We start from the raw sequence: 24,053 nt of genomic DNA, 5'->3' as shown, positions 1-24,053 counted from the left end.
CCGCTGCCCCTCGCATGGAAGGTCCACGATGTCGCAGCGCGTGCTCACGACCGAGTCCGGCGCCCCGGTCGCCGACAACCAGAACTCCGCCTCCGCCGGCATCGGCGGCCCGCTCCTCCTCCAGGACCAGCACCTTCTGGAGAAGCTGGCGCGCTTCAACCGCGAGCGCATCCCGGAGCGCGTGGTGCACGCCCGCGGCTCGGGCGCCTACGGCCACTTCGAGGTGACCGACGACGTCACCGGGTTCACCCACGCCGCCTTCCTGGACACGATCGGCAAGCGCACCGAGGTGTTCGCGCGCTTCTCCACGGTGGCCGACAGCCTCGGCGGCGCGGACGCGGTGCGCGACCCGCGCGGCTTCGCGCTGAAGTTCTACACCGAGGAGGGCAACTACGACCTCGTCGGCAACAACACCCCGGTGTTCTTCATCAAGGACCCGATCAAGTTCCCCGACTTCATCCACTCGCAGAAGCGCGACCCGTTCACCGGCCGCCAGGAGCCGGACAACGTCTGGGACTTCTGGGCGCACGCCCCCGAGGCCACGCACCAGGTGACCTGGCTGATGGGCGACCGCGGCATCCCGGCGTCGTACCGCCACATGAACGGCTACGGCTCGCACACCTACCAGTGGACGAACGCCGAGGGCGAGGCGTTCTTCGTCAAGTACCACTTCAAGACGGACCAGGGCATCCGCAGCCTGACCGCCGAGCAGGCCCAGGAACTCGCCGGCAAGGACGGCAGCTCCCACCAGACCGACCTGCTCCAGGCCATCGAGCGCGGGGTGCACCCGTCCTGGACGCTGTACGTCCAGCTCATGCCCGCGGCCCAGGCGGACGGCTACCGCTTCAACCCGTTCGACCTGACCAAGGTGTGGCCGCACCGGGACTACCCGCTCCAGCGGGTGGGCCGCCTGGTCCTGGACCGCAACCCGGACAATGTGTTCGCCGAGGTCGAGCAGGCCGCGTTCTCCCCGAACAACTTCGTGCCCGGCATCGGCCCGTCCCCGGACAAGATGCTCCAGGGCCGGCTGTTCGCCTACGCCGACGCGCACCGCTACCGCCTGGGCGTCAACCACACCCAGCTCGCGGTGAACGCCCCCAGGGCCGTGCCCGGCGGCGCCGCCAACTACGGCCGGGACGGTCTGATGGCGGCCAACTCCCAGGGCCGGCACGCCAAGAACTACGAGCCGAACTCCTACGACGGCCCGGTGGAGACCGGCCGGCCGCTCGCGGCGCCGCTGGCCGTCAGCGGCCACACCGGCACCCACGAGGCACCGGCGCACACCAAGGACGACGACTTCGTGCAGGCGGGCGAGCTGTACCGGCTGATGTCCGAGGCCGAGAAGGAGCGCCTGGTCGCGAACATCGCGGGCGGTCTCTCGCAGGTCTCCCGCCAGGACGTCGTCGAGAAGAACCTCGCGCACTTCCACGCCGCCGACCCCGAGTACGGCAAGCGCGTGGAGGCGGCGGTCCGCGCCCTGCGCGAGGACTGACCCACCAGCCGCGTCCGGCCGCCCGACGGGGAGGTCGGGAGCCGGACGCGTACGCCCCGCGCGGGCGCCGGGCGACCCGGATGAGGGGTGGCCGCCCGGCGCCCCGCGGTCAGGGCGAGGACCGCGGCGGAATCCCCGTGGCCCGGCTTCCAGCGAAGCCGGGGACCCACGGGAGATGCGAGCCAGTGCGGTGGTGAAGGCAACGGACCCGTCTTCTCGACCAGAGGGAAGCGCTTCCGGAGCCGTCGCGCCCGCCGCGGTCCCAGCCCCTCCTCCCCCATCTCTCCCCTCCCCCTCTTTCTTTTCCTTCTCTGCTCTCCCCTGTTTCTCCTGCCCCCTGTTCTTCCGCCCCGCGCCCGCGCGAGGCGGTCCCGACTCCGTCCGGCGGCGCGAATGTCCTGTCGCGCCCAGTCTCGCGCCGCCGGGCGGGTTCCACCGCCGGAGAGCTCGCCGGGCCGGGCGGCTGCCGGATGCGGACGGTCCCGCATCCGGCGCCACCCGGCCCGGCGTCGTGCGTCCCGGGGTCCCGGGGTGCGGACCGGCCCGTCCGGCGGGAGTCTGGGGGCATGGCACACCCCACGCAGCATCCGCACATCGTGGTGCACTCCCCCGCGCTGGACGGCTCCCGCCGGGTCACCGAGGACGACGTGACCCTCGGGCTCGCCTCCCACCTGGACGACGTCATCGAGATCCTCCGGCTGGCGGACCTGGACCGCATCGAGGTCGAGGAGAGCGACCTCATCGAGTGGCAGGGCGGCGGCCCCGACGACTGGCCCGGCATGGCAGAGCACCCGGAGGACTGACCCGGCGCGTACGGCAGGGGGCGTAGGCCGGCTACGTCATGCTCAAATCAAGCTCTGAACCGGCCCCGGACAGGCTTCGGACACCCCCCGACCGGGGCACTCACTCAGGAGACGGGGCCCGCCGACACGGGGGCGGCGGGCCCCCGATCCCGTTGTCCGGCGCCCGATTTCACGGTGAACGTGTGGACAACGTATGTTGATCGAGCAGGGTGATCTCCGATTCGTCTCCATAGTGTGACTAATATGCACGCGTCGTAGCACGGATCAGAAATGACCGGCCGTCAGGCCGGCCCTCGTCAAGGAGCATCGCCCTGCGCACGCGCGCGTCACGGCGGACGAGCTCGAAGTCCCTCTCCCTGCGGACCGCTCTGCTCATCCTCGCCTTCGTCCCAGGTGTCGCCCTGGCCGCCCTCTGGGCGGTCACCAGCGGCCAGACCTTCTTCGACTTCCAGCGCCAGGCGGCCCAGGGGCGGCTGGCGGAGAAAGCCGGCCAGCCCTCCAACGCCGTCTACTACAACCTCCAGGAGGAACGGCGGCTCAGCGCCGAGCGGCTGGCCGGGCAGACCGGCGCCGCCGAGGCGCTCACCCGGCAACGGCACTCGACCGACGGCGCGGTGGCGACGTTCCTGTCGCTCTCCGACGACTCGGCCGTGGGCGACGCCCCCGCCGAGGTGCGGGACGCCGTCGCCGACGCCCGGCAGGCGATCGGGAAGCTGTCCGCGCAGCGGTCCCTCGTCGACGACGGCGACGCCGACCAGCAGGAGGCGGTGTACCGCTACTACACGGACCTGATCTCCGTGGACCTCAAGCTGTTCACGGCGCTGAGCCATGTCGACAACGGCCGGATCACCACCGCCTCGCAGCCGCTCGTCGACCTCTTCTGGACGAAGGAGATGGTCTCCCGCTCCGACGCGCTGCTGGCCCGCGGCTGGAGCCGGGGCAGGCTGAGCGCCAAGGACTACCAGCAGGTGCAACAGGCCGTCCTGGACCAGTCGTTCCTCCAGAACGCGAAGCTCACCCCCTATCTGCCCGCCGACCTGGTGGCGGTCTGGCAGAAGATGACCTCCGGGGCCGCCTGGCAGAGCAAGACCCGCGTCGAGCAGACCCTGCTGCACCCCGCGGCGCCCGACGCGTCGGGGAACGTCCGCCTGCCCGCCGACCGGCAGAAGCCCTGGCGGCTCGCGATGGACGCCCTCAAGCCGCAGCTCGAAGGAGTCATCGAGGAGCGCACCGACCAGGTCGTCGCCGAGGGCAAGGACAGCGTGCTCTCCCTGCTGCGCCGCCTGGTGCTGACCTCGCTGATCGGCCTGGCCGCCGTGGTCGCGGTCATCCTCACCACCTGGCGCCTGACCCGTAGCCTGCGGCTGCGCATCCGCCGCCTCCAGGAACAGGCCGAGGCGCTGGAGAAGGCGCTCCCCGAGGTCGTGGAACGGCTGGGCCGGGGCGAGGAGATCGACGTCGAGACCGAGGCACGGGCCATCCGGCCGCAGGCCGAGGACGGCGCGGCCGACGAGCTGACCCGGCTCGGACAGGCGCTCAACCTCGCGCGCACCAGCGCCCTCCAGGCCGCGGTCAACCAGGCCGACCAGCACCGCGGCTTCGAGCGGCTGCTCCAGCGCATCGCCCGCCGCACCCAGCAGCTCATCGGACAGCAGCTGAAGAAGCTGGACGAGATGGAGCGCCGCCACGAGGACTCCGAGGTGCTGGACGGCCTCTTCGACCTGGACCACCTCACCGCCCGGCTGCGGCGCTACGAGGAGAACCTCGTCATCCTCTCCGGCGGTACGCCGCACCGGCGCTGGCGCAAGCCGGTCGCCCTGCTCGACGTGATGCGCTCGGCCCAGGGCGAGGTGCAGGACTACCAGCGGGTCGTCCTCGATCTCGACGGCAGCCCATGGCTGGCGGCCCGCGCGGTGGGACCCGTCTCGCACGTGCTGGCGGAACTGATCGAGAACGCCCTCGCCTTCTCCCGTCCGCCGAGCCCCGTCGAGGTGCGGGCGGCGACGGTCAGCCGCGGCCTCGCCATCGAGGTCGAGGACCGCGGCCTGGGCATGGACGAGGAGCAACTGGCCGAGGCCAACGCCCTGATGCTCCGGCCGCCCCGGCTCGACATCCTGGCCCACGCCGAGGACATCCGGCTCGGCCTGCACGTGGTCGCCCGGCTCGCGGCGCAGTACGGCCTCGGCGTGGAGTTCCGCGCCTCCGCCTACGGCGGCACCCGCGTCGTCGTCCTGGTCCCGGGCGAGCTGACCGTCGCCGAACCGGCGCCGCGCGGCCCGGTGGGCGTACCCGCCCCGGAGCCGGTGCCCGCGACGGCGACGGCGACGGCGACGGCGACGGCCGGACCCCAGGACCCGCTGCCCTCGCGGCGCCAGGGCCAGGCCCTGGCCGCCGTCACGCCGCTCGTCCCGCACACCGCGGCGGCGCCCGCACCGGGCGAGCCGGCCGAACCGCCGTACGCCGCTCCCGGCCGGGACGACGACGCCTACGCCGGTGCCGGTACCGCCCACGGCCGGGACGACGTCCACGCCGGTCCGGGCGGGGAAGCCCCGTACCCCGGCGCGGAGCAGCCCCCCACCGGGCCCTCCGACCTCTTCACCCCGCCTGACGCGCCCTTCCCCGGCGCCCCGGACCACGCGCGGCACGAGATCCCGGCCCCGCTCCCGGCACCGGACGGCGGCCAAGCCGGGTACGGCCAGGCGGCGCACCTGCCCGCGGGCGGGTACGGCGACCCGGGCGCGTACGGCGACACGCATGCCTACGGCGCTCCGGGTGGGTACGGCGACCAGGGCCGGTACGCCGACCCGGCTCCGTACCCGCAGGGAGCGAACCCGTACCCCGTGCCGGGGCAGCCTGCGCACACCACGCCGCCCGCACCGGCGGAGCAGCCGGGATACCCGGTGCGGTACGTGACACCGCTGCCCTCCCACACGGGCACCAGCGCGCCGCTGCCGCCGCTCCCCGGTGCCGAGCCGCCGCTGCCGCGCCGCGTCCGGCAGGCCAGCCTGGTCGACGAACTCCGGCTGGACCCCGGCGCCCAGAACGACGCGGCACAGCCGCCGCGCTGGCAGGACGACCCGATGCTCCGGCCCGTACCGCGCCGTGCCGGAGCCACGATCGGCGCCTTCCAGCGCCGCTCGCGCGCGGCGCGGGCGAACGCCGAGCCGCCGGCCCCCGCGCCCGGCACGCCCGGCCACCCCACGAGAGATGAGGACGGATCATGACACGTACCACCGCAACCCACCAGGACCTCGACTGGCTGCTCGACGGTCTGGTCGACTCGGTCGCCGAGACCAGGAACGCGGTCCTGCTCTCCGACGACGGCCTGGTCGTCAGCCACTCGCGGAGCATCGGCCGGTCGGACGCGGAGCGGCTGGCCGCCATCTGCACCGGCCAGCAGAGCCTGGCCCGCGGCGTCGGCCAGCTCTTCCGCGGCGGTGCGGTGCACCAGGTGATCGTCGAACTGTCCGACCTGTGGCTGTTCATCATCTCCGCCGGACAGGGCACGCACCTGGCGGTGGTCGCCTCCCAGGACGTCGACGCCGAGGTGATGTCCCTGGCCATGCACAACCTCGTCCAGCAGGTCGGGCAGAAGCTGGGGACCGCGGTCCGCGGGGAGTTCGACGCCTTCGGGACCGGACCGCGCCCGTGAACACGCACTGGGAGCACGAGGACACGGGGGACGACGCCGAGGAGAGCATGGTGCGCCCCTACACCATCACCCGCGGCCGGACCGCTCCCGAACGCGACGACCTGACCCTGATCACGGTGCTCACCACGCTGGACGAACCCCTCGACGCACGGGGCGCCCCGCTGCGTCCGGGCAGGCTCCAGCCGGAGCACCGGCTCATCCTGGCCCGCTGCCGCCGCCCCGTCGCCGTGGCGGAGGTCGCCGCCGGGCTCGACCTGCCCGTGTCGGTGACCAAGATCCTGGTGGGCGATCTGATCAGCCAGGGCCTGCTGGGCGCCCGCGCACCGATCTCGGTGGCGTGGGCGGCGGGCGGCGCAGACCGGCGGCTGCTGGCCGCCGTCCGTGACGGACTTCGGAGACTGTAGAACACCATGAGCAACAGACAGGCGGACCCCGCCGCCGTCAAGATCCTTGTCGCCGGCGGGTTCGGCGTCGGCAAGACCACCCTGGTGGGCGCGGTCAGCGAGGTCACTCCGCTGCGCACCGAGGAGTACATGACGCAGGCCAGCGTCGGCGTCGACGACCTCGCGGGCATCCGCGAGAAGGAGACGACGACCGTCGCCCTGGACTTCGGGCGCATCACGATCAGCGACGAGGTGGTCGTCTACCTCTTCGGCACCCCGGGCCAGGAACGCTTCTGGTTCATGTGGAACGACCTCGTCAACGGCGCCCTCGGCGGTGTCGTCATCGCGGACACCCGGCGCCTGGAGACCAGCTTCGCCTCGATCGACTTCTTCGAGAGCCGGGGCATCCCGTTCGTGGTCGCCATCAACTGCTTCCACGGCCACAACACCCGTACAGCGGAGGAGATCAGGACGGCGCTCGACCTCGATCCGCAGGTCCCGCTGCTGATCGGCGACGTCAGGCAGCGCGAGTTCGCCAAGGAGACGCTGCTCGCCCTGGTCGACCACCTGATGAGCCTGCCGGTCCCGGCCGGCTGAACCGCCCCTGCGTTCCTTCTCTCTTCCCCACTTCCCCGCTTCCCCACTTCCCCTCTTTCTCGTTCTGGAGACACCCGAGATGACGACACCCCTGCACGTACTGATCCACGGTGGTGGCATCGGCGGACTCACTCTGGCCACGGCGCTGGCCCGGCGCGGTCACACCGTGGAGGTGGTCGAGGCCCGGCACGAACTGGACGCACTCGGGGTCGGCATCATCCAGCCGTCCAACGCGCTGCACGCCATGGACGAGATCGGGGTGCTCGACGACTGCCTGCGGGCCGGCTTCGAGTGGGAGGTGCTCACCATCGCCGACCCGACGGGCGCCACCCTGGCCGAGATACCGCAGCCGCGCATGGGCGACACCCCGTCCAACAACGGCATCCCGCGCCCGGCGCTGGCCCGGGTGCTCGGCGCCGCGGCGACGGCGGCCGGGGCCACGATCCGGTTCTCGGCCACCATCACCGAACTCACCGACGACGGCGCGGGCGTCGACGTCACCCTCTCGGACGGCTCGTCGGGCCGCTGGGACCTGGTGGTCGGCTTCGACGGCATCGGCTCGCCGCTGCGCTCCCGGCTCTACGGCGACCGGTACACCCCGCAGTACACCGGGTTCGCCAACTGGCGCGTGACCGTGCCGCGGCTGCCCGAGGTGCGGGGTGTGGTGATGGGGGTCGCCGGACAGGAGGCGAAGGCGCTGCTCACCCCGATCACGGACGAACTGATGTACCTGGGCGCGGTGTTCGCCGAGGCCGAGGACTTCCGGCCGGACCCGGAGCGCGCCCTGGAGCAGCTGCGGGAGCGGCTGGCCGCCTTCTCGGGCCCCGTGGCCCAGGCGCTCGCCTCGGTCACCGACCCCGCCGGTGTGGTCTACTCCCGCATCTCCCAGGTGACGGTCGAGGAGGCGTGGCACGTGGGCCGCGTCGTGCTGGCCGGTGACGCGGCGCACGCGAGCACCCCGCACCTGGCCCAGGGCGCGGCCATGGCGGTCGAGGACGCGGTGGTGCTGGCCCACGCGCTGGACGCGCAGGCCGATGTGCCCGGCGCGCTCAAGGCATGGGAGGAGCGGCGCCGGCCCCGGGCCATGTGGGTGCAGGCGCTCTCGCGCGCGGTGCTCAAGCAGGAGATGGGCGGCGCGACGACGCCCGAGGAGGACGAGCTGCTGGAGGTGGGCATCCCGGGCGCCGCGCACGTCCTGGTCAAGCCCTACTGACCGCCCGGCCGGGTACGGCCGACGGCCCGCCGCCCCGCACGGGGGCGGCGGGCCGTCGCCGTCTCACGGGCCCTTCGGCACCGCCCGGACATCGCCCGGACATCGCCCGGACGTCGCCCGGTCGACGGCCGTGCTCAGACCTTCAGCGGCTTGAGGGCCGTGGGCGCGTGCTGCGGCTCGGTGGCCAGTTCCTCGAACTCCACGACGTTGCTGATGTCGTTGGTGCCCGACATGGAGATGTTGGTGACGCGCTCCAGGATCGCCTCGACGACGACCGGCACGCGGTGCTCGGCGGCGAGCTTCTTGGCCTCCTCGAAGGCGGCGCCCAGTTCGTTCGGGTCGGTGACCCGGATCGCCTTGCAGCCCAGGCCCTCGGCGACCCGGACGTGGTCGACGCCGTAGACGCCCAGCTCGGGCGCGTTGATGTTCTCGAACTCCAGCTTGACCTGGAAGTCGATGTCGAACGCCCGCTGCGCCTGCCGGATCAGGCCCAGGTAGGAGTTGTTCACCAGGACGTGGATGTAGGGGATCTTGTGCTGCGCGCCCACGGCCAGTTCCTCCAGCATGAACTGGAAGTCGTAGTCGCCGGAGAGGGCCACGACCGGGGACTCCGGGTCGGCCTTGGCGACGCCGAGGGCGGCCGGGACGGTCCAGCCGAGCGGTCCGGCCTGACCGCAGTTGATCCAGTGCCGCGGCCGGTAGACGTGCAGCATCTGGGCACCGGCGATCTGGGAGAGGCCGATGGTGGAGACGTAGCGCGTCTCCGGGCCGAAGGCCTTGTTCATCTCCTCGTAGACGCGCTGCGGCTTGATCGGGATGTCGTCGAAGTGCGTACGGCGCTGGAGGGTGGCCTTGCGCTCCTGCGCGGCGGCGGCCCAGGCGGAGCGGTCGGGCAGCTTCCCGGCCGCCTTCAGCTCCCGGGCCACCTCGACGAACAGCTTCAGCGCGGCCTTGGCGTCGGAGGCGATGCCGTAGTCCGGGGCGAAGATCTTGCCGATCTGGGTCGGTTCGACGTCGACGTGGACGAAGGTGCGCCCGGCGGTGTAGACGTCGAGCTTGCCGGTGTGGCGGTTGGCCCAGCGGTTGCCGATGCCGAGGACGAAGTCGGACTCCAGGAAGGTCGCGTTGCCGTAGCGGTGCGAGGTCTGGAGGCCGACCATACCGGCGTTCAGCTCGTGGTCGTCGGGGAGGATGCCCCAGCCCATCAGGGTCGGCACGACCGGGGTGCCGGTCAGCTCGGCGAACTCGACCAGGAGGTCGGTGGCGTCGGCGTTGATGATGCCGCCGCCGGCCACGATCAGCGGCCGCTCGGCGGCGGTCAGCATGCCGATCGCCTTCTCGATCTGGGCGCGGCTGGCGGCCGGCTTGTAGACGGGCAGCGGCTCGTAGGTGTCCGGGTCGAACTCGATCTCGGTGAGCTGGACGTCGATCGGCAGGTCGATGAGGACCGGGCCGGGGCGGCCGGAGCGCATCAGGTGGAAGGCCTGCTGGAAGACGCCGGGGACCTGGGCGGCCTCCAGGACGGTGACGGCCATCTTGGTCACCGGCTTGGCGATGGAGGCGATGTCGACGGCCTGGAAGTCCTCCTTGTGGATCACGGCGGTCGGGGCCTGGCCCGTGATGCACAGGATCGGGATGGAGTCCCCGATGGCCGAGTAGAGGCCGGTGATCATGTCGGTGCCGGCCGGTCCCGAGGTGCCGATGCAGACGCCGATGTTGCCCGGGTGGGTGCGGGTGTAGCCCTCGGCCATGTGCGAGGCGCCCTCCACATGGCGGGCGAGGGTGTGGCCGATGCCTCCGGAGGCCTTGAGCGCCGCGTAGAAGGGGTTGATCGCCGCGCCCGGCACACCGAACGCGTCCGTGACGCCCTCGCGCTTGAGGATCTCAACTGCCGCGCGGGCAGCGGTCATTCGAGCCATCGAGTACTCCTGCTTCGGCTGTCTTCTGCTGTCTCGGCTGCCGGATTCGCACTCCGTCGCGCCCCGCGGTGAGCTTCTTCCGTACTTCCGTATAGCGGAAAGTAGTTTCTACGATCTGGAAGCAATGTAAGCGGGCGCCCGAAGGGCGTCAAGGGAGAAGGCGGCGGACCGGCCGCGGCAGGGCAGGCGTGAGCGCCCGCCGGGCGGCTGCCCGGCGGGGCCGAGACGCGCGGACGCGCGCGAAGAGAAGGGAGGAGCGGGGAGGAAGAGGGGAAGGGAGGAAGAGAGAAGGCGGGAGGAGCGGCGGCGGCGCGGAACGGTGCGGTGCGTCGTGGTGCGCGGGGCAGGCCGGGGCGACGGTCGCCACGCGCCCAGCCTGCCCGCTCTCCCGCCCCCACACGGCGGGATCCACGGTCGGGCCCGGAGGGTTCCGGGTGTCAGGAAACTTTCCTAACAGAAGAGGGATACTGAAACCGGACCCACCCCGTCAAGGGATACGACCGGATGCCCGCGGGATCCGCCGGGACCGTTGACAGGCGCGCGCCACAGGGCGTACCTATTCCGTCGGCGGCCTGGCGCGGACGTTCCGAACCCGACGCGCTCACCCGTCCGCACCCGTGCGGACAGCGGTGCCCCGGCCGTCCGCGGTCCCATGCCGCTTTCCTTGCCTGTTGCTGCACGCGCACGTCCCGCGACGCACCCCCACACCGCGCCGCACCGGACCCCGGCCTGCCGCAAGTCGCCCAGGCGCTGCTCACCTCTGTTGTCCGGGGGCCCCTCGCCCCTCCTCAAGGAGATCAGCATGACGCCTACCCCACCCCTGAGGCCGCCCGTGCGCCCCGGCCGCCGTGCCCGGCGCACCGCCGTCGCGGCCGGCACGAGCATGGCGCTGGCCCTGCTCGGCCTGACCGCCGCCGCCGGCGCCCCCACCGCGCAGGCCGAACCGTCCGCAGCGTCCGCCGCCGTGCCCGCGACGTTCACCGCGAGCGGTGTCCCCAAGCTCGACCACGTCGTGGTGGTCATGGAGGAGAACAAGTTCTACGAGGACGTGATCGGCAGCTCCCAGGCGCCGTACATCAACTCCCTCGCCAAGCAGGGGGCTTCGTTCTCCGACTTCCACGGCGTCGTCCACCCCAGCCAGGGCAACTACGTGGCGCTCTTCTCGGGTTCCACGCACGGCATCAAGGACGACGACTGCCCGCACGACTACTCCTCCGACAACCTCGGCAACCAACTCCTCACCCACAGCAAGACGTTCGTGGGCTACTCCGAGGACCTGCCGTCCGACGGGTCGAAGGACTGCGGTGACGACGGCGACAGCGGCTACGCGCGCAAGCACAACGGCTGGGTCGACTTCAAGAACGTCCCGGCCTCCTCCAACCTGCGCATGAGCCGCTTCCCCTCGGACTACAGCAAGCTGCCCGACGTCTCGTTCGTGACGCCGAACCTCACCAACGACATGCACGACGGCACCGTGCGCGAGGGTGACGACTGGCTGCGCAAGAACCTGGACGGGTACGTCCAGTGGGCCAAGACGCACAACAGCGCGCTGGTGCTGACCTGGGACGAGGACGACAGCGACGACGACGTCAACCACATCCCGACGCTGGTGGTCGGCGCCCATGTCAAGCAGGGCTACAAGGGCAAGAGCCGCGGCGACCTCTACTCGCTGCTGCGCACCCTGGAGGACATGCACGGGCTGCCCGCGCTGGGCGAGGCGGCCTCGCGCCAGCCGCTCACCGACATCTGGGACGACGGCGGCACCACCCCGCCCGGCTCCTCGGACGACCTGGCGCTGAACCGGCCCACCAAGACCTCCTCCACCGAGAGCACCTCCTACTCCGGCGCCAAGGCGGTGGACGGCGACCCGGCCACCCGCTGGGCCAGCAAGGAGGGTTCGGACCCGCAGTGGATCCAGGTCGACCTGGGCGCGGACACCGACATCAACCGGGTGAAGCTCACCTGGGAGGACGCCTACGCCAAGGCGTACACGGTGCAGACCTCGAAGGACGGCTCCTCCTGGTCGACGGTGTACTCCACGACCAGCGGCGACGGCGGCACCGACGACCTCACGGTCAGCGGGAAGGGCCGGTACGTGCGCGTGAACGGCACCAAGCGCGCTACGTCGTACGGGTATTCGCTGTACGGCTTCGAGGTGTACGGCAAGGCGGGCTCCGCCACCACGCCGCCGGTGGAGTCCGGGGCCGACCTGACCGACCCGGCCAAGAAGGAGATCGCGATGGAGCTGGTCTCCAGCGCGGAGAACTCCTCCCTGGACTGGAAGGCCCAGTACACCTACATCGAGGACATCGACGACGGCCGCGGCTACACCGGGGGCATCGTCGGCTTCTGCTCGGGCACCGGCGACATGCTCGACCTGGTCGAGCACTACACCGACCTGAAGCCGGACAACGCGCTGGCGAAGTACCTGCCCGCGCTGCGCAAGGTCAACGGCAGCGACTCGCACTCCGGTCTGGGCTCGGCGTTCGTCTCGGCCTGGCACACCGCGGCCAAGGACGCCGTGTTCCGGCAGGCGCAGGACGACGAGCGCGACCGGGTCTACTTCGACCCGGCCGTCCAGCAGGCCAAGGCCGACGGGCTCCAGGCGCTGGGGCAGTTCGCGTACTACGACGCGATCGTGATGCACGGTCCCGGCGACGACGCCACCAGCTTCGGCGGCATCCGCGCGACCGCGCTGCGGCACGCCAAGCCGCCGTCCCAGGGCGGTGACGAGACGGCGTACCTGAACGCGTTCCTGGACGCGCGGGTGGCCGCGATGAAGACCGAGGAGGCGCACAGCGACACCAGCAGGGTCGACACCGAGCAGCGTGTCTTCCTCAAGGCCGGCAACCTCCGGCTGAACCCGCCGCTGAAGTGGAAGGTCTACGGCGACCCGTACGAGATCGACGGCTGACCCGACCGCACGCCCCGGGCCCGCCGGCCGCCGCGCCGGCGGGCCCCTGTCCGGGCGACACCCCCCACGACGGGACAGGCACGAGAGGACACGTCAGCCATGTACATCTCATCGAGCCGGGCGACCGCGACCCCCTGGTCCCCCGGAACCGGCACCGAAACCGACCCGGCCACCGCCACCGCCACCGGCACTGGCACCGCCACCGGCGCCGCAGGTCCGGAAGGCCCGGCCGGTCCGGCCGGTCCGGCCGGGCCGGGAGCACCGGCGGAACCGGGTGCCCCGCCGAAGGCCACGGCCCGGACCCGTGCCACCGCCCGGGTCTCCCCCAATGTGCTCGCGCTCGGCTCGGTCAGCCTGGTCACCGACATCTCCTCCGAGATGATCACCGCGGTGCTGCCCATGTACGTCATCTTCACCCTGGGCCTCAGCCCCCTCCAGTTCGGCGCGCTCAACGGCATGTACGTCGGGGTGACCGCGCTGGTGCGGGTGGCAGGCGGGCACGCGGCCGACCGCTGGCAGCGCCGCAAACTGGTCGCGGGCGGCGGCTACGCGCTCTCCGCGGTGTGCAAACTGGGCCTGCTGGCGGCGGGTTCCTCGGTGCCGGTGCTCGGTGCCGTGATCGCCGCCGACCGCACCGGCAAGGGCCTGCGCACCGGCCCGCGCGACGCGCTGATCTCGCTGAGCAGCACCCCGCAGACCCTGGGCCGCTCCTTCGGCGTGCACCGGGCGCTGGACACCGTGGGCGCCTTCCTCGGTCCGCTGGTGGCCTTCGCGCTGCTGCTGGCCACACCCGGCCGCTACGACACCGTGTTCGTGGTGAGCTTCGGCATCGCCGCGCTCGGTGTGCTGATGCTGGTCCTGCTGGTCCGCGAGCGGCGCACCCCGGCACCGGCCGGAGGGCCCGCCGAACGGGCGGGCCTGCGCGATGTGCTGGCCCTGCTGCGCCACCGCGCCTATCTGCGGGTGGGCCTGGCCGCGGTGCTCCTGTCCGCGGTGGTCATCGGCGACTCGTTCGTCTATCTGCTCCTCCAGGAGCGGCTGGGCGTGCCCGAGCAGTACTTCCCGCTGCTGCCGCTCGGCACGGCGGGCGGCTATCTGCTGCTCGCGGTGCCGATGGGGCGGCTGGCCGACCGGGTGGGACGGCTGCGGGTGTTCGCGGCCGGCCATGTCGCGCTGCTGGCGGGCTGTCTGCTGCTGTTCCTGCCGTGGGGCGGGATCGCGCCGATCGTCGCGGTGCTGGCCCTGCACGGCGTGTTCTACGCCTCGACGGACGGGGTGCTGATGGCCGCGGTCGGCCCGATGGTGCCGGAGCGGCTGCGCGCGGGCGGCCTGTCCCTGATCCAGACCGCCCAGTCGGTGGCCGCGCTGGCCGCCTCGGTGCTGTTCGGGGCCTGCTGGTCGCTGTGGGGGCTGCGCACCGCGCTGGCCGCCGCGCTGGTCGCGCTGGCCGTGGCGAGCGCGCTCGCGGTGTGGATCCTGCCCTGGCGCACCGAGCGGCGAGGTCTCGACGGAACGGCCGGGAACGCCGAGGGCACCGGAACCGGAACCGGCACCGAGGCCGTGGCCGGAGCCGTGGCCGGGGACCGGGAGAACAGCGAGGGGAACGCCGAGTGAGCGGCAAGGCAAGGCTGTTGACGGTCGTCGCGGCCGTCCTGCTGGTGGTGGGCGCCAGCACCGGATATGTGTGGCACGTACGCGGCGGCACGAAGGCGGACACCGGGAGCGGGACGGTCCGGCTGGACGCGCGGGGGCGGATCCTGTTCCGCGACACCGCCCCGGGGTCCGGGTTCGGCAAGGTGGCGACCGTGCCGCTGGACCGGCCCGGTGCCGCCCGCACGGTCGGCGGCACCCGCTGCGACCGGGTCTACGCGGCCCGGGGCACCGGCGTGTGCCTCCAGCGCACCGGCCCGGTGCCGGGCACCTATGTCACGGTGCTGGACCGCGAGCTGAACCGGGTCCGCCGGGTGCGCACCGAGGGCTTCCCCAACCGGGCCCGGGTCTCCGGGGACGGCCGGATGCTGTCGTGGACGATGTTCGTGCGCGGCGACTCCTATCTGCGCGACGACTTCTCCACCCGCACCGGCATCCTGGACACCCGGACCGGCAGGCTGACCGGGAACATCGAGCGGATCCCGCTCACCCTGGACGGCCGCCCCTACGAGGCCGCCGACGTCAACTACTGGGGCGTGACGTTCGCGTCCGACGACAACACCTTCTACGCCACGGTGCGCACCGCGGGCCGCACCTATCTGGTCCGCGGCGACTACCGCGCGTGGACGGCGCGGACCCTGCGGCAGAACGCCGAGTGCCCGTCGCTGTCGCCGGACGGGACGCGTCTGGTGTTCAAGAAGCGGGTCGGCGCGGGCGGGCGGCCGTGGCGGCTGTACTCGCTGGACCTGGCGACCATGCGGGAGACACCGCTGGCCGAGGCGCGCAGCGTGGACGACCAGGCGGCCTGGCTGGACGGGCACACGGTGATGTACGGGCTGCCCCGCCACGGCGGCGGCTGGGACGTGTGGTCCGTCCCGGCCGACGGGAGCGGGGCGCCGCGGCTGCTCATCCGTGACGCGAGTTCTCCGGCGGTGCTGCCGCGATGACGGCGCCGGGCACGGCGGTGGTGGCGGCCCCGCCGTGCCCGGCGCGCAGTTCGACCTTGCGCACCTTGCCGGACACCGTCATCGGGAAGGACTCCAGGACGCTCAGCCGGCTGGGCACCTTGTAGTGCGCGAGCCGGCCCCGGCAGAAGGACCGCACCTCCTCCAGGGTCGGCGGGTCGGCCGCGTCGAGCGGGATCACACAGGCGAGGACCTCCTCGCCGTACTCCTCGTGCGGTACGCCGACGACCTGGACGTCGCGGATCTTGGGGTGGCCGTACAGGAACTCCTCGATCTCGCGCGGGTAGATGTTCTCGCCACCGCGGATGATCATGTCCTTGATGCGGCCGACGATCTCCACATAGCCGTCCTCGCGCAGCACGGCGAGATCGCCGGTGTGCATCCAGCGGCCGGGGTCGACGACCTCGTCGGTGCGCACCGGGTCCTCCCAGTAGCCGAGCATCACGCTGTAGCCGCGGGTGCACAGTTCGCCCGCCGTGCCGCGCGGCACGGTGGCCCCGGACGGATCGACGACCTTGACCTCCAGGTGCGGCAGCACCCGGCCGACGGTGGCGGTGCGGTGTTCGAGGTCGTCGTCGGCGCGGGTCTGGAGGGACACCGGGGAGGTCTCGGTCATGCCATAGCAGATGGAGACCTCGGCCATGTGCATCTCGGCGACCACCCGCTTCATCACCTCCACCGGGCAGGGGGAGCCCGCCATGATGCCGGTGCGCAGGGTGGACAGGTCGAAGGAGGCGAAGCCGGGGAGGTTCAGCTCGGCGATGAACATGGTCGGGACGCCGTAGAGCGAGGTGCAGCGCTCGCGCTGGACCGCCTCCAGGGTGGCCTCGGCGTCGAAGGACGGGGCGGGGACGACGACGCACGCGCCGTGCGAGGTGGCCGCCAGGTTGCCCATCACCATGCCGAAGCAGTGGTAGAACGGCACCGGGACGCAGATCCGGTCCTGCTCGGTGTAGTTGACCAACTCCCCCACGAAATAGCCGTTGTTGAGGATGTTGTGGTGGGAGAGGGTGGCGCCCTTGGGGAAGCCGGTGGTGCCCGAGGTGTACTGGATGTTGATGGGGTCGTCGCAGGACAACTCGGCTGCGCGCTCGTCGAGTTCGTCCGCGTGCTCGGGTGTGCCGCGGGCGATCAGCTCGTCCCAGGTGGGGTCGCCGATGTAGACGGTCCGGGTCAGCCGGGGGCAGGCGCCGCGCACCTCCTCGACCATCGCCCGGTAGTCGCTGCTCTTGTACCGCAGCGAGGCGAAGAGCAGGGAGATGCCCGCCTGCTTCAGGACGTACTCGACCTCGTGGGTGCGGTAGGCCGGGTTGATGTTGACCATGACGGCGCCGATGCGGGCGGTGGCGTACTGGACGAGCATCCACTCGGCGCAGTTGACGGCCCAGATGCCCACCCGGTCGCCCTTGGCGACGCCGGTGGCCAGCAGCGCGAGCGCCAGCCGGTCGACGTCGGCGGCGAACTCGGCGTAGGTCCAGCGCCGCCCGGAGGGGACGTCGACCAGGGCCTCCCTGCCGGGCCAGGCGGCGACGGCCCGGTCCAGGTTCTCGCCGATGGTGTCGCCGAGCAGGGCCGTGCCGCCGGTCCCGTGGCTGTACGACAGTGCGGAAGTCACCGGAAGTCCTCCTCGCGGTACTCGTGGTCGGAGCCCTGGGCCGTGGCCTCGCGCAGCTCGATCCGGCGGATCTTGCCGGAGACCGTCTTGGGCAGGTCCCCGAACTCCAGGCGGCGCAGCCGCTTGTAGGGGGCGAGGACCTTGCGGGAGTGCTCGAAGAGCACCTTGGCGGTGTCCGGGCCCGGCTCCCAGCCCTCGGCCAGCACCACGTACGCCTTGGGCACGGCCAGGCGCACCGCGTCGGGGGCGGGCACCACGGCCGCCTCCGCCACCGCCTCGTGCTCCAGCAGGGCGCTCTCCAGCTCGAACGGGCTGATCTTGTAGTCGGACGCCTTGAACACGTCGTCGGAGCGGCCGATGTAGGTCAGATAGCCGTCCGCGTCGCGGGAGGCGACGTCCCCGGTGCGGTAGTAGCCGCCGGCCATGGACGCGGCGGTGAGGTCGGCGTCGCCGTGGTAGCCGGCCATCAGGCCGACCGGGCGGGCGGACAGGTCGAGCGCGATCTCGCCCTCGGCGGCGCCCGGCGCCCCGGAGACCGGGTCGAGCAGTTCGACGCGGAAGCCGGGGCTGGGCCGTCCCATGGAACCCGTCTTCAGCACCTGGCCGGGGCTGTTGGAGACCTGCACGGCCGTCTCGGTCTGCCCGAACCCGTCCCGGACGGTGACGCCCCAGGCCCGCCTGACCTGCTCGATGACCTCCGGGTTGAGCGGTTCACCGGCCGCGGCGACCTCGCGCGGCGGGGTGGCGAGACGGCCCAGGTCGGCCTGGATCAGCATGCGCCACACGGTCGGCGGGGCGCAGAAGGTGGTGACGCCGACGCGGTCCATCTCGGACATCAGCCGGCCCGCGTCGAAGCGCGTGTAGTTGTGGATGAAGACGGTCGCCTCGGCGTTCCACGGCGCGAACAGGTTGGACCAGGCGTGCTTGGCCCAGCCGGGCGAGGAGATGTTCAGATGCACGTCGCCGGGTTTCAGGCCGATCCAGTACATGGTCGCCAGATGCCCGATCGGGTACGAGGTGTGGGTGTGCTCGACCAGCTTGGGGCGGGCGGTGGTGCCCGAGGTGAAGTAGAGCATCAGCGGGTCGTCGGCGAGGGTCGGGCCGTCCGGCAGGAACCCGGCCGGTGACGCGTACGCGTCCTCGTACGGCTCCCAGCCCTCCTCGGGCAGCCCGCCGACCGCGATCCGGGTGTAGGCGCCGGGCACCTCGGCGAACTTGGCGGTGTCCTCGGCGCGCGCGATCACGTGCCGGACCCGGCCGCGCTCGACGCGGTCACGCAGGTCGGCGGGGCCGAGCAGCGGGGTGGCCGGGATGACGACCGCGCGCAGCTTCATCGCGGCGAGCGCGGTCTCCCACAGCTCGGCCTGGTTGCCCAGCATCACCAGGATGCGGTCCTCGGCGCCGACGCCCCGCGCGCGCAGCCGGTTCGCGACCCGGTCGGAGCGCTCGGACAGCTCGGCGAAGGAGAGCCGGACCTCGGTGCCGTCCTCCTCGGCGATGTGCAGGGCGGTGCGGTCGTTGCCCTCGGCGATGACGTCGAACCAGTCCAGCGCCCAGTTGAACTGCTGGGGCCGGGGCCACTCGAAACCGGCGCAGGCCGTGGTGTAGTCCTCTCGGTGCGCCAGCAGGAAGTCCCGTGCCCCGCGGAAGGTCTCCGTCGCCGTCGTCATCTGTCCTCCATGTGCGGTCCAGCATCCGGACCATTGCCGTGCGGCTCGGCTCCATCGTGTAATCCGTGATGCAGGTCTCACTACCCCCGAACGGGGGTGTGGTGGGCGCGGGACCGTGACGAAGGGGCGAGCGGGTGACGGCGGACGGGTCCGGGGCGGCGGAGATCCGGGGTGCGCTGGTACGGCTGCGGCATGCGACGGGCCTTCCGGTCGCCTTCGGCGGCCTGGTCGAGCCGGGCCGGCCACGGGTGCGCATCAGCGAGCTGACGGGGACCTCGACGCTCGCGCTGAGCGCGCTCGCGGTGGTCTCGGGCAACGGTCTCGGCGGGCGGGCGGTGGCGCTGGCCCGCCCGTGCGCGGTGACGGACTACTCGCTGTCCCGGCAGATCAGCCACGAGTACGACGGGCCGGTGGCCGCCGAGGGCCTGCGGTCGATCCTGGCGGTGCCGGTGGTGGTACGGCGCCGGGTGCGGGGCGTGCTGTACGGCGCCCTGCGCACGGCCCACCCGCTGGGCGACCGCACGCTGAGCGCGGCGGTGGCGGCGGCCCGGGACGTGGAACAGGCGCTGGTGGTGCGCGAGGAGGCGCAGGGGCTGCTGGCCGCCGCCGCGCCGGAGCCGGGGGCCGGGTCCGGGACCGGGGAGAGCGGGGCCGTCTGGGAGCAGGTCCGCGAGGCCCACGCGGCGCTGCGCGCCCTGGCCCCGCGGATCGGCGACCCCGCCCTGCGCGCCGAACTGCTCGCGGCGTGCGGGCTGCTGACCGTGGCGGAGGAGCCGGAGTCCGGGGTGCGGCTGGCGCCCCGGGAGGTCGACGTGCTCGCCTGTGTGGCCGCCGGTGCGACCAACGCGGGCGCCGCCGCCCGGCTGGGCCTGGGCGCCGAGACGGTGAAGGGCTATCTCCGCTCGGCCATGCGCAAACTGGGCGCGCACACGCGTGGCGAGGCGGTCGCCGCGGCCCGCCGGGCGGGGGTGCTGCCGTAGCCGGCGGGCGCCGCCACGGGCGCGGAACCGTGCCCCGCGGGCGCCGCGGCGGGCGGGGAGCGGTGACCCGTGAGCGCCGCGGCGGGCGGAAATGCGCGGCACCGGGAGTACCGTCGGCCAGATGGTCGCGGTACGGTCGGGGGACCGTGCGGAGGGCGAGCGTATTCCCTCGGCACGGCCCCGAATTACGCCGTGCCGCCGCCGCTGTTATTTCCCTCACCACCCCGGGAGTCCGGAATTCACCGGCTCGATGCCTAGAATTTGGCCCGGACACGACACGAGGGGAGCGGTGACCGTGCGACGGGACTCCAGGGATCCTGCGGGCTGCCGCTCCGACCTGGTCATCGGCCGGGCCGAACCGTCCGCCGCCGCCCGTGAGCAGCTCGGACGCGGCGGGAGTGTGCTGCTGCACGGACCGGCCGGAATAGGAAAGTCGACGGTGCTGCGGGCATTGGCGACGGAATACTCCGCCGCGGCCCGCACCGTTCTGCGCTGCTCCGCCACCGAGTCCGAATCCCATCTGCCGTTCCTGGCCCTCGCCGATCTCTTTGGTCTGGTCCTTCCGGAGGTGGCCGGGGAACTGCCCGCGGCCCAGCGCACCGCACTGGAGTCGGCGCTCACCGGACGCGGCGAGTCCACCCTCCAGCGCGACGGGCTCGCGCTGCGCCTGGCGGTGCTCTCCACCCTGCGCGCGCTCGCCGCGCGCGGCCCGGTCCTGATCGTCGCCGACGACCTCCAGTGGCTGGACCCGGCCAGCGCGGAACTCCTCGGGTTCGCCGCCCGCCGGCTGGGCGGCACCCCCGTACGCATGCTGTGCGCGGTGCGCACCGAGGACCAGGACTACGCCCGCCAGCTGCGCGCCTGCCCGCCCGACACCCTCTCCGTGCGGCTGGGCCCGCTCTCCCGCGCCCAGGTCTCCGCGCTGCTCGACCACCGCGGCTACACCGGGCTGCCCCGCTCCACGGTCCGCGAGATCCACCGCACCAGCGGCGGCAACCCGCTGTTCGCGCTGGAGCTGGGCCGGGCGCTCGCCGAGAGCCCCGCCTCGCCCCGGCCCGGCGAACCGCTGCCGGTGCCGACCTCGCTGCGCGCCCTGGTGCTCAGCCGGCTGGAGATGCTGTCCGAGGAGGCCCGCCGCACCCTCCTGGTGGCCAGCGCGGGCGCCCGCCCCACCCCGGCGCTGCTGCACGCGGCCGGCCGGGAGAACGCCGAGGCCGAGTGCGCCCAGGCCGCCGGGCTCGGACTGCTGGCCACCGAACCGGAGGGCCCCGCCGTCCGGTTCGCGCATCCGCTGATCTCCGCCGCGCTGTACGCCGAGGCGCCCGCCCAGGAGCGGCGGGCCGTGCACGCGGCGCTGTCCACCGCGGCCTCCGACCCGATCGAACGCGCCCGCCATCTGGCCCTGGCCACCACCGGCACCGACCCGGACGTGGCCGCCCGGCTGGCCGAGGCCGCCGCGCTGGCCCGCGACCGCGGCGCCCCCTCGGTGGCCGCCTCGCTCGGGCTGCTCGCCGCCCGGCACACCCCGGCCGACGGTGAACCGGGCCCCGACGAACGGCGGTTGGCGGCCGCCGAGGACGCCATCACGGCCGGTGAGGTGGACCTCGCCCGGGACATCGCCCGGGAGGTGCTGACCCGGGCCGCCGTGCCCGCCCAGCGGGTGCGGGCCTGGATGGTGGTGGTCGAGGCCGCCGGGCAGGCCCTCGGGGACGTGGACGCGGTCTTCCCGCAGGCGCTCGCCGACGCCGGTGACGACCCCGGACTGCTCGCCCAGGTCCACTACCAGCTCGCCTGGCGGGCCCTGGTCGTCGAGGGCGACTTCGCCGAGGCCCGCCAGGAGGCCGCGCACGCCGCCGAACTGGCCGCGCGCGGCCGGGACCGGCGCACCGAGCTGATGGCGCTGGCCTTCCAGGCGTCCACCGAGACCCTGATGGGCCATCCCGACGCATCGGAGACCATCGCCCGCGCCACCCAGGAGCCCCAGGACCCCTACGTGGCCTGCCACCACAACGGCGTCGGCTCGGCCCGCTACCGCTGGCTGCTGATGAGCGACCGGCTCACCGAGGCGCGGGCCACCATCACCGCGCTGCTCGGCGAGGTGCGGCGGCGCGGCATGGTGGAGAGCGAGGTGCACTACCTGCGGCTGCTCGCCGAGACCGAACTGCGCGCCGGGCACTGCGGGCGCGCCCTCGACCTGGCCCGCGAGAGCCTGCGGCTGGCCCGGGACACCGGGATCGGCGAGGGCGCCTCCGCCATGCTGGCCTGCTTCGCCGAGGCGTCCGGCGGGGACACCGAACGGGCGCTGGGCCTGGCCCGGGACGCGGTCAGGCTCGCCGAGGAGGACGGCGACCAGATGTACCTCTCGCGCGCGCTGGCGGCCCTCGGCTACGCCCAGTTCGTCGCGGGCGACGCGCGGGCGTGCGCGGCGACGCTGCGCCGGGTGCGGGAGCTGGAGCAGGGCCTCGGCATCACCGACCCGGCCCGGGGCCGCTGGCACGGCGACCTGGCGGAGGCGCTGGTGCTGGCCGGCGAACCGGCCGAGGCCCAGCAGGTCATCGACACGGCCCGCACCCACGCGCTGCGGCTGGGCCGCGAGAGCGTGCTCGCCGTGCTGGACCGGGCGGAGGCGCTGGTCCGCGCGGCCCACGGCGAGACCGAGGCGGCCGTGGCCCGGCTGACGTCCGCGCAGGACCGGCTGGCCAAGCTGGGCAACGGCCTGGAGGAGGCGCGGGCCGCCTTCGCGCTCGCCGGGCTGCACACCGTCCCGCGCGCGCCCGGTGCCGCCCGCGCGCCGGGCCCCGCGGCCCCGGGCCCGGCCGCGTACGACGAGGCGGCGCGCCTGTTCCGGCGCTGCCGGGCCCGGCCGTGGCTGCGCCGGGTGGACACCGCCGCCTCGGCCCGTCCGGCCCGGCCGGAGCCCGAGGCGGTGCCGCCGGTGCTGGACGGACTGGCCTCGATGGAGCGTCAGGTCGCCTCCCTCGTCATGGAGGGCGCGACCAACCGGGAGATCGCCGGGCGGCTCTTCATCAGCGTCAAGACGGTGGAGGCGACCCTGACCCGGGTCTACCGCAAGCTGGGCATCCGTTCGCGCGTCGACATCGTCCGTTTGGCGGCAGGCCGGCGCGCGAAGTGAGCACGGCCCGGGTTGACTGACCGGGTGGAACACAGTGCGGACGGCCGCGGTCACCGGTGCGGGGCCATCGAGGGTTTTCCCTGTGGGGGCGGGCTAGGGGGTTCCCTCATTGGGGCCGTGCGGGACGGGCCCTAGCGTGAAGGACGTGCCGCTCGCCCGGATCCACGGGAGTCCGGACCGGGTCCCTCGGCCCGCCCGGTCCCCCGCACCTGTGCGACCCCCCACCGGCCAGCCCACGAGGAGACGCATGTTCGGCCTCACCCGCGTCCGACCCAGGCGACTGGGACGCGCCGCCGCCGCACTGTCGGCCGGTGCCGCCACCGCGCTGCTCACCGCGCCCGGAGCGGCCGCCGCCGTACCGGAGTCCGTCGTCGGCGGCACACCGACCACGACCTCGGCGTACCCCTTCGTCATGCAGGTCACGGACGCGTCCGGCAAGCAGTTCTGCGGGGGCACGCTGGTGGCGGCCAGGAAGGTGGTCACCGCGGCGCACTGCGTGGCCGGGGAGAGCGCGGGCGGGGTACGGGTGGTCGGGGGCCGCACGAACCTGCACGGCAGCGACGGCAGGGTCGGCAAGGTCAGCGGCATCTGGGTCGACCCGGACTTCACGGACGCCGCGAGCGGTTCCGACGTGGCCGTGCTGACGCTGGCGGCGGCGATGCCGTACACCCCGGCGCCGTACGTCTCGGCCGCGGACACCTCGGTGTACGCGCCCGGCAGCACCGGACGGGTGCTGGGCTGGGGCACCACCGCCGAAGGCGGCGGCGCCTCCGAGCAGTTGCGGACGGCGACCGTCCCGGTGATGTCCGACACCGGGTGCGCGGACGCCTACGGCTCCGACTTCGTCGCGAGCGACATGGTTTGCGCCGGGTACGACTCCGGCGGCACAGACACCTGCCAGGGCGACAGCGGCGGTCCCCTGCTAGTCGGGGGCGTCCTGGCAGGGATCACTTCATGGGGCGACGGCTGCGCCCAGGCGGGCCGGCCGGGTGTCTACACCCGGCTGGCCACGTTCTCGGACCTGGTCACCGCGCAGCTCGGCTCCTGAGGTCTCCCGGGGCTGGTCC

16 protein-coding genes and 1 pseudogene are annotated in these 24,053 nt (G+C 73.2%); 14 read left to right on the top strand and 3 right to left on the bottom strand.

Annotation, left to right across the window (positions count from 1 at the left end):
* Nucleotides 1-28: 28 nt before the first annotated feature.
* From ACWDYF_RS00325 to ACWDYF_RS00295, 7 genes are all read left to right on the top strand, one after another.
* Complete coding sequence (locus ACWDYF_RS00325; RefSeq protein WP_018571604.1) at nucleotides 29-1,492, top strand: catalase; 1,464 nt, start codon at nucleotides 29-31, stop codon at nucleotides 1,490-1,492.
* Between the two features lie 566 nt (nucleotides 1,493-2,058).
* The gene (locus ACWDYF_RS00320) at nucleotides 2,059-2,295 is read left to right on the top strand and encodes a hypothetical protein (protein ID WP_018571603.1); all 237 of its coding nucleotides are present in this window, start codon (nucleotides 2,059-2,061) and stop codon (nucleotides 2,293-2,295) included.
* Between the two features lie 305 nt (nucleotides 2,296-2,600).
* Nucleotides 2,601-5,519, top strand: a complete 2,919-nt coding sequence (locus ACWDYF_RS00315) for a nitrate- and nitrite sensing domain-containing protein (protein ID WP_451584256.1) — start codon at nucleotides 2,601-2,603, stop codon at nucleotides 5,517-5,519.
* Nucleotides 5,516-5,947: a roadblock/LC7 domain-containing protein gene (locus ACWDYF_RS00310; RefSeq protein ID WP_018571600.1), complete on the top strand. Its 432-nt coding sequence runs from the start codon at nucleotides 5,516-5,518 to the stop codon at nucleotides 5,945-5,947. Before ACWDYF_RS00315 ends, ACWDYF_RS00310 begins: the two co-directional genes overlap by 4 nt.
* 47 nt (nucleotides 5,948-5,994) lie before the next feature.
* Nucleotides 5,995-6,351 (top strand): DUF742 domain-containing protein, encoded by a 357-nt coding sequence (locus tag ACWDYF_RS00305; RefSeq protein ID WP_037874664.1) that lies wholly within the window; start codon nucleotides 5,995-5,997, stop codon nucleotides 6,349-6,351.
* 6 nt (nucleotides 6,352-6,357) lie between these two features.
* Nucleotides 6,358-6,927, top strand: coding sequence for a GTP-binding protein (locus ACWDYF_RS00300; RefSeq protein WP_018571598.1), 570 nt, complete (start codon nucleotides 6,358-6,360; stop codon nucleotides 6,925-6,927).
* Between the two features lie 79 nt (nucleotides 6,928-7,006).
* The gene (locus ACWDYF_RS00295) at nucleotides 7,007-8,140 is read left to right on the top strand and encodes an FAD-dependent monooxygenase (RefSeq protein WP_381739934.1); all 1,134 of its coding nucleotides are present in this window, start codon (nucleotides 7,007-7,009) and stop codon (nucleotides 8,138-8,140) included.
* A gap of 134 nt (nucleotides 8,141-8,274) precedes the next feature.
* Here the strand turns inward: ACWDYF_RS00295 and gcl are convergent, their stop codons facing one another.
* Nucleotides 8,275-10,059 carry a glyoxylate carboligase gene (gcl, locus tag ACWDYF_RS00290; protein ID WP_389464609.1) on the bottom strand — a complete coding sequence of 595 codons (1,785 nt, stop codon included), beginning with the start codon at nucleotides 10,057-10,059 and terminating at the stop codon, nucleotides 8,275-8,277.
* 652 nt (nucleotides 10,060-10,711) lie between these two features.
* Between gcl and ACWDYF_RS00285 the strand changes: the two are divergent.
* The 4 genes and pseudogenes from ACWDYF_RS00285 to ACWDYF_RS00270 all read left to right on the top strand — a co-directional run.
* Nucleotides 10,712-11,752 (top strand): annotated as a pseudogene (locus ACWDYF_RS00285) (alkaline phosphatase family protein); the annotation flags it as partial.
* A complete protein-coding gene (locus tag ACWDYF_RS00280) occupies nucleotides 11,750-12,973 on the top strand; it encodes a chitosanase (RefSeq protein WP_389464637.1) in 1,224 nt (407 codons plus the stop codon). The pseudogene ACWDYF_RS00285 and the gene ACWDYF_RS00280, both read left to right, overlap by 3 nt.
* Nucleotides 12,974-13,072: 99 nt before the next feature.
* Complete coding sequence (locus tag ACWDYF_RS00275) at nucleotides 13,073-14,587, top strand: MFS transporter (RefSeq protein ID WP_389464611.1); 1,515 nt, start codon at nucleotides 13,073-13,075, stop codon at nucleotides 14,585-14,587.
* The gene (locus ACWDYF_RS00270) at nucleotides 14,584-15,570 is read left to right on the top strand and encodes a TolB family protein (protein WP_389464612.1); all 987 of its coding nucleotides are present in this window, start codon (nucleotides 14,584-14,586) and stop codon (nucleotides 15,568-15,570) included. The genes ACWDYF_RS00275 and ACWDYF_RS00270 overlap by 4 nt, the downstream gene beginning before the upstream one ends.
* Here the strand turns inward: ACWDYF_RS00270 and ACWDYF_RS00265 are convergent.
* Complete coding sequence (locus ACWDYF_RS00265) at nucleotides 15,530-17,203, bottom strand: AMP-binding protein (RefSeq protein ID WP_381739927.1); 1,674 nt, start codon at nucleotides 17,201-17,203, stop codon at nucleotides 15,530-15,532. The two genes, ACWDYF_RS00270 and ACWDYF_RS00265, sit on opposite strands and share 41 nt — an antisense overlap.
* Nucleotides 17,200-18,873 carry an AMP-binding protein gene (locus ACWDYF_RS00260; RefSeq protein WP_389464613.1) on the bottom strand — a complete coding sequence of 558 codons (1,674 nt, stop codon included), beginning with the start codon at nucleotides 18,871-18,873 and terminating at the stop codon, nucleotides 17,200-17,202. Before ACWDYF_RS00260 ends, ACWDYF_RS00265 begins: the two co-directional genes overlap by 4 nt.
* Nucleotides 18,874-19,007: 134 nt before the next feature.
* Between ACWDYF_RS00260 and ACWDYF_RS00255 the strand changes: the two genes are divergently transcribed.
* The 3 genes from ACWDYF_RS00255 (at nucleotide 19,008) to ACWDYF_RS00245 (ending at nucleotide 24,034) form a co-directional block, all read left to right on the top strand.
* Nucleotides 19,008-19,853 (top strand): helix-turn-helix transcriptional regulator, encoded by an 846-nt coding sequence (locus ACWDYF_RS00255; RefSeq protein WP_381739924.1) that lies wholly within the window; start codon nucleotides 19,008-19,010, stop codon nucleotides 19,851-19,853.
* 289 nt (nucleotides 19,854-20,142) lie between these two features.
* Complete coding sequence (locus ACWDYF_RS00250) at nucleotides 20,143-22,986, top strand: ATP-binding protein (protein WP_389464615.1); 2,844 nt, start codon at nucleotides 20,143-20,145, stop codon at nucleotides 22,984-22,986.
* Nucleotides 22,987-23,233: 247 nt separating this feature from the next.
* On the top strand, nucleotides 23,234-24,034 hold the full coding sequence (locus ACWDYF_RS00245) for a S1 family peptidase (protein ID WP_018571588.1): 801 nt from the start codon (nucleotides 23,234-23,236) through the stop codon (nucleotides 24,032-24,034).
* Nucleotides 24,035-24,053: the final 19 nt, after the last annotated feature.

The organism is Streptomyces sp. NPDC003284 (assembly GCF_053589675.1).
Note: the sequence above shows the minus strand (reverse complement) of the source record. Positions and strands in the feature narration are given on the sequence as shown.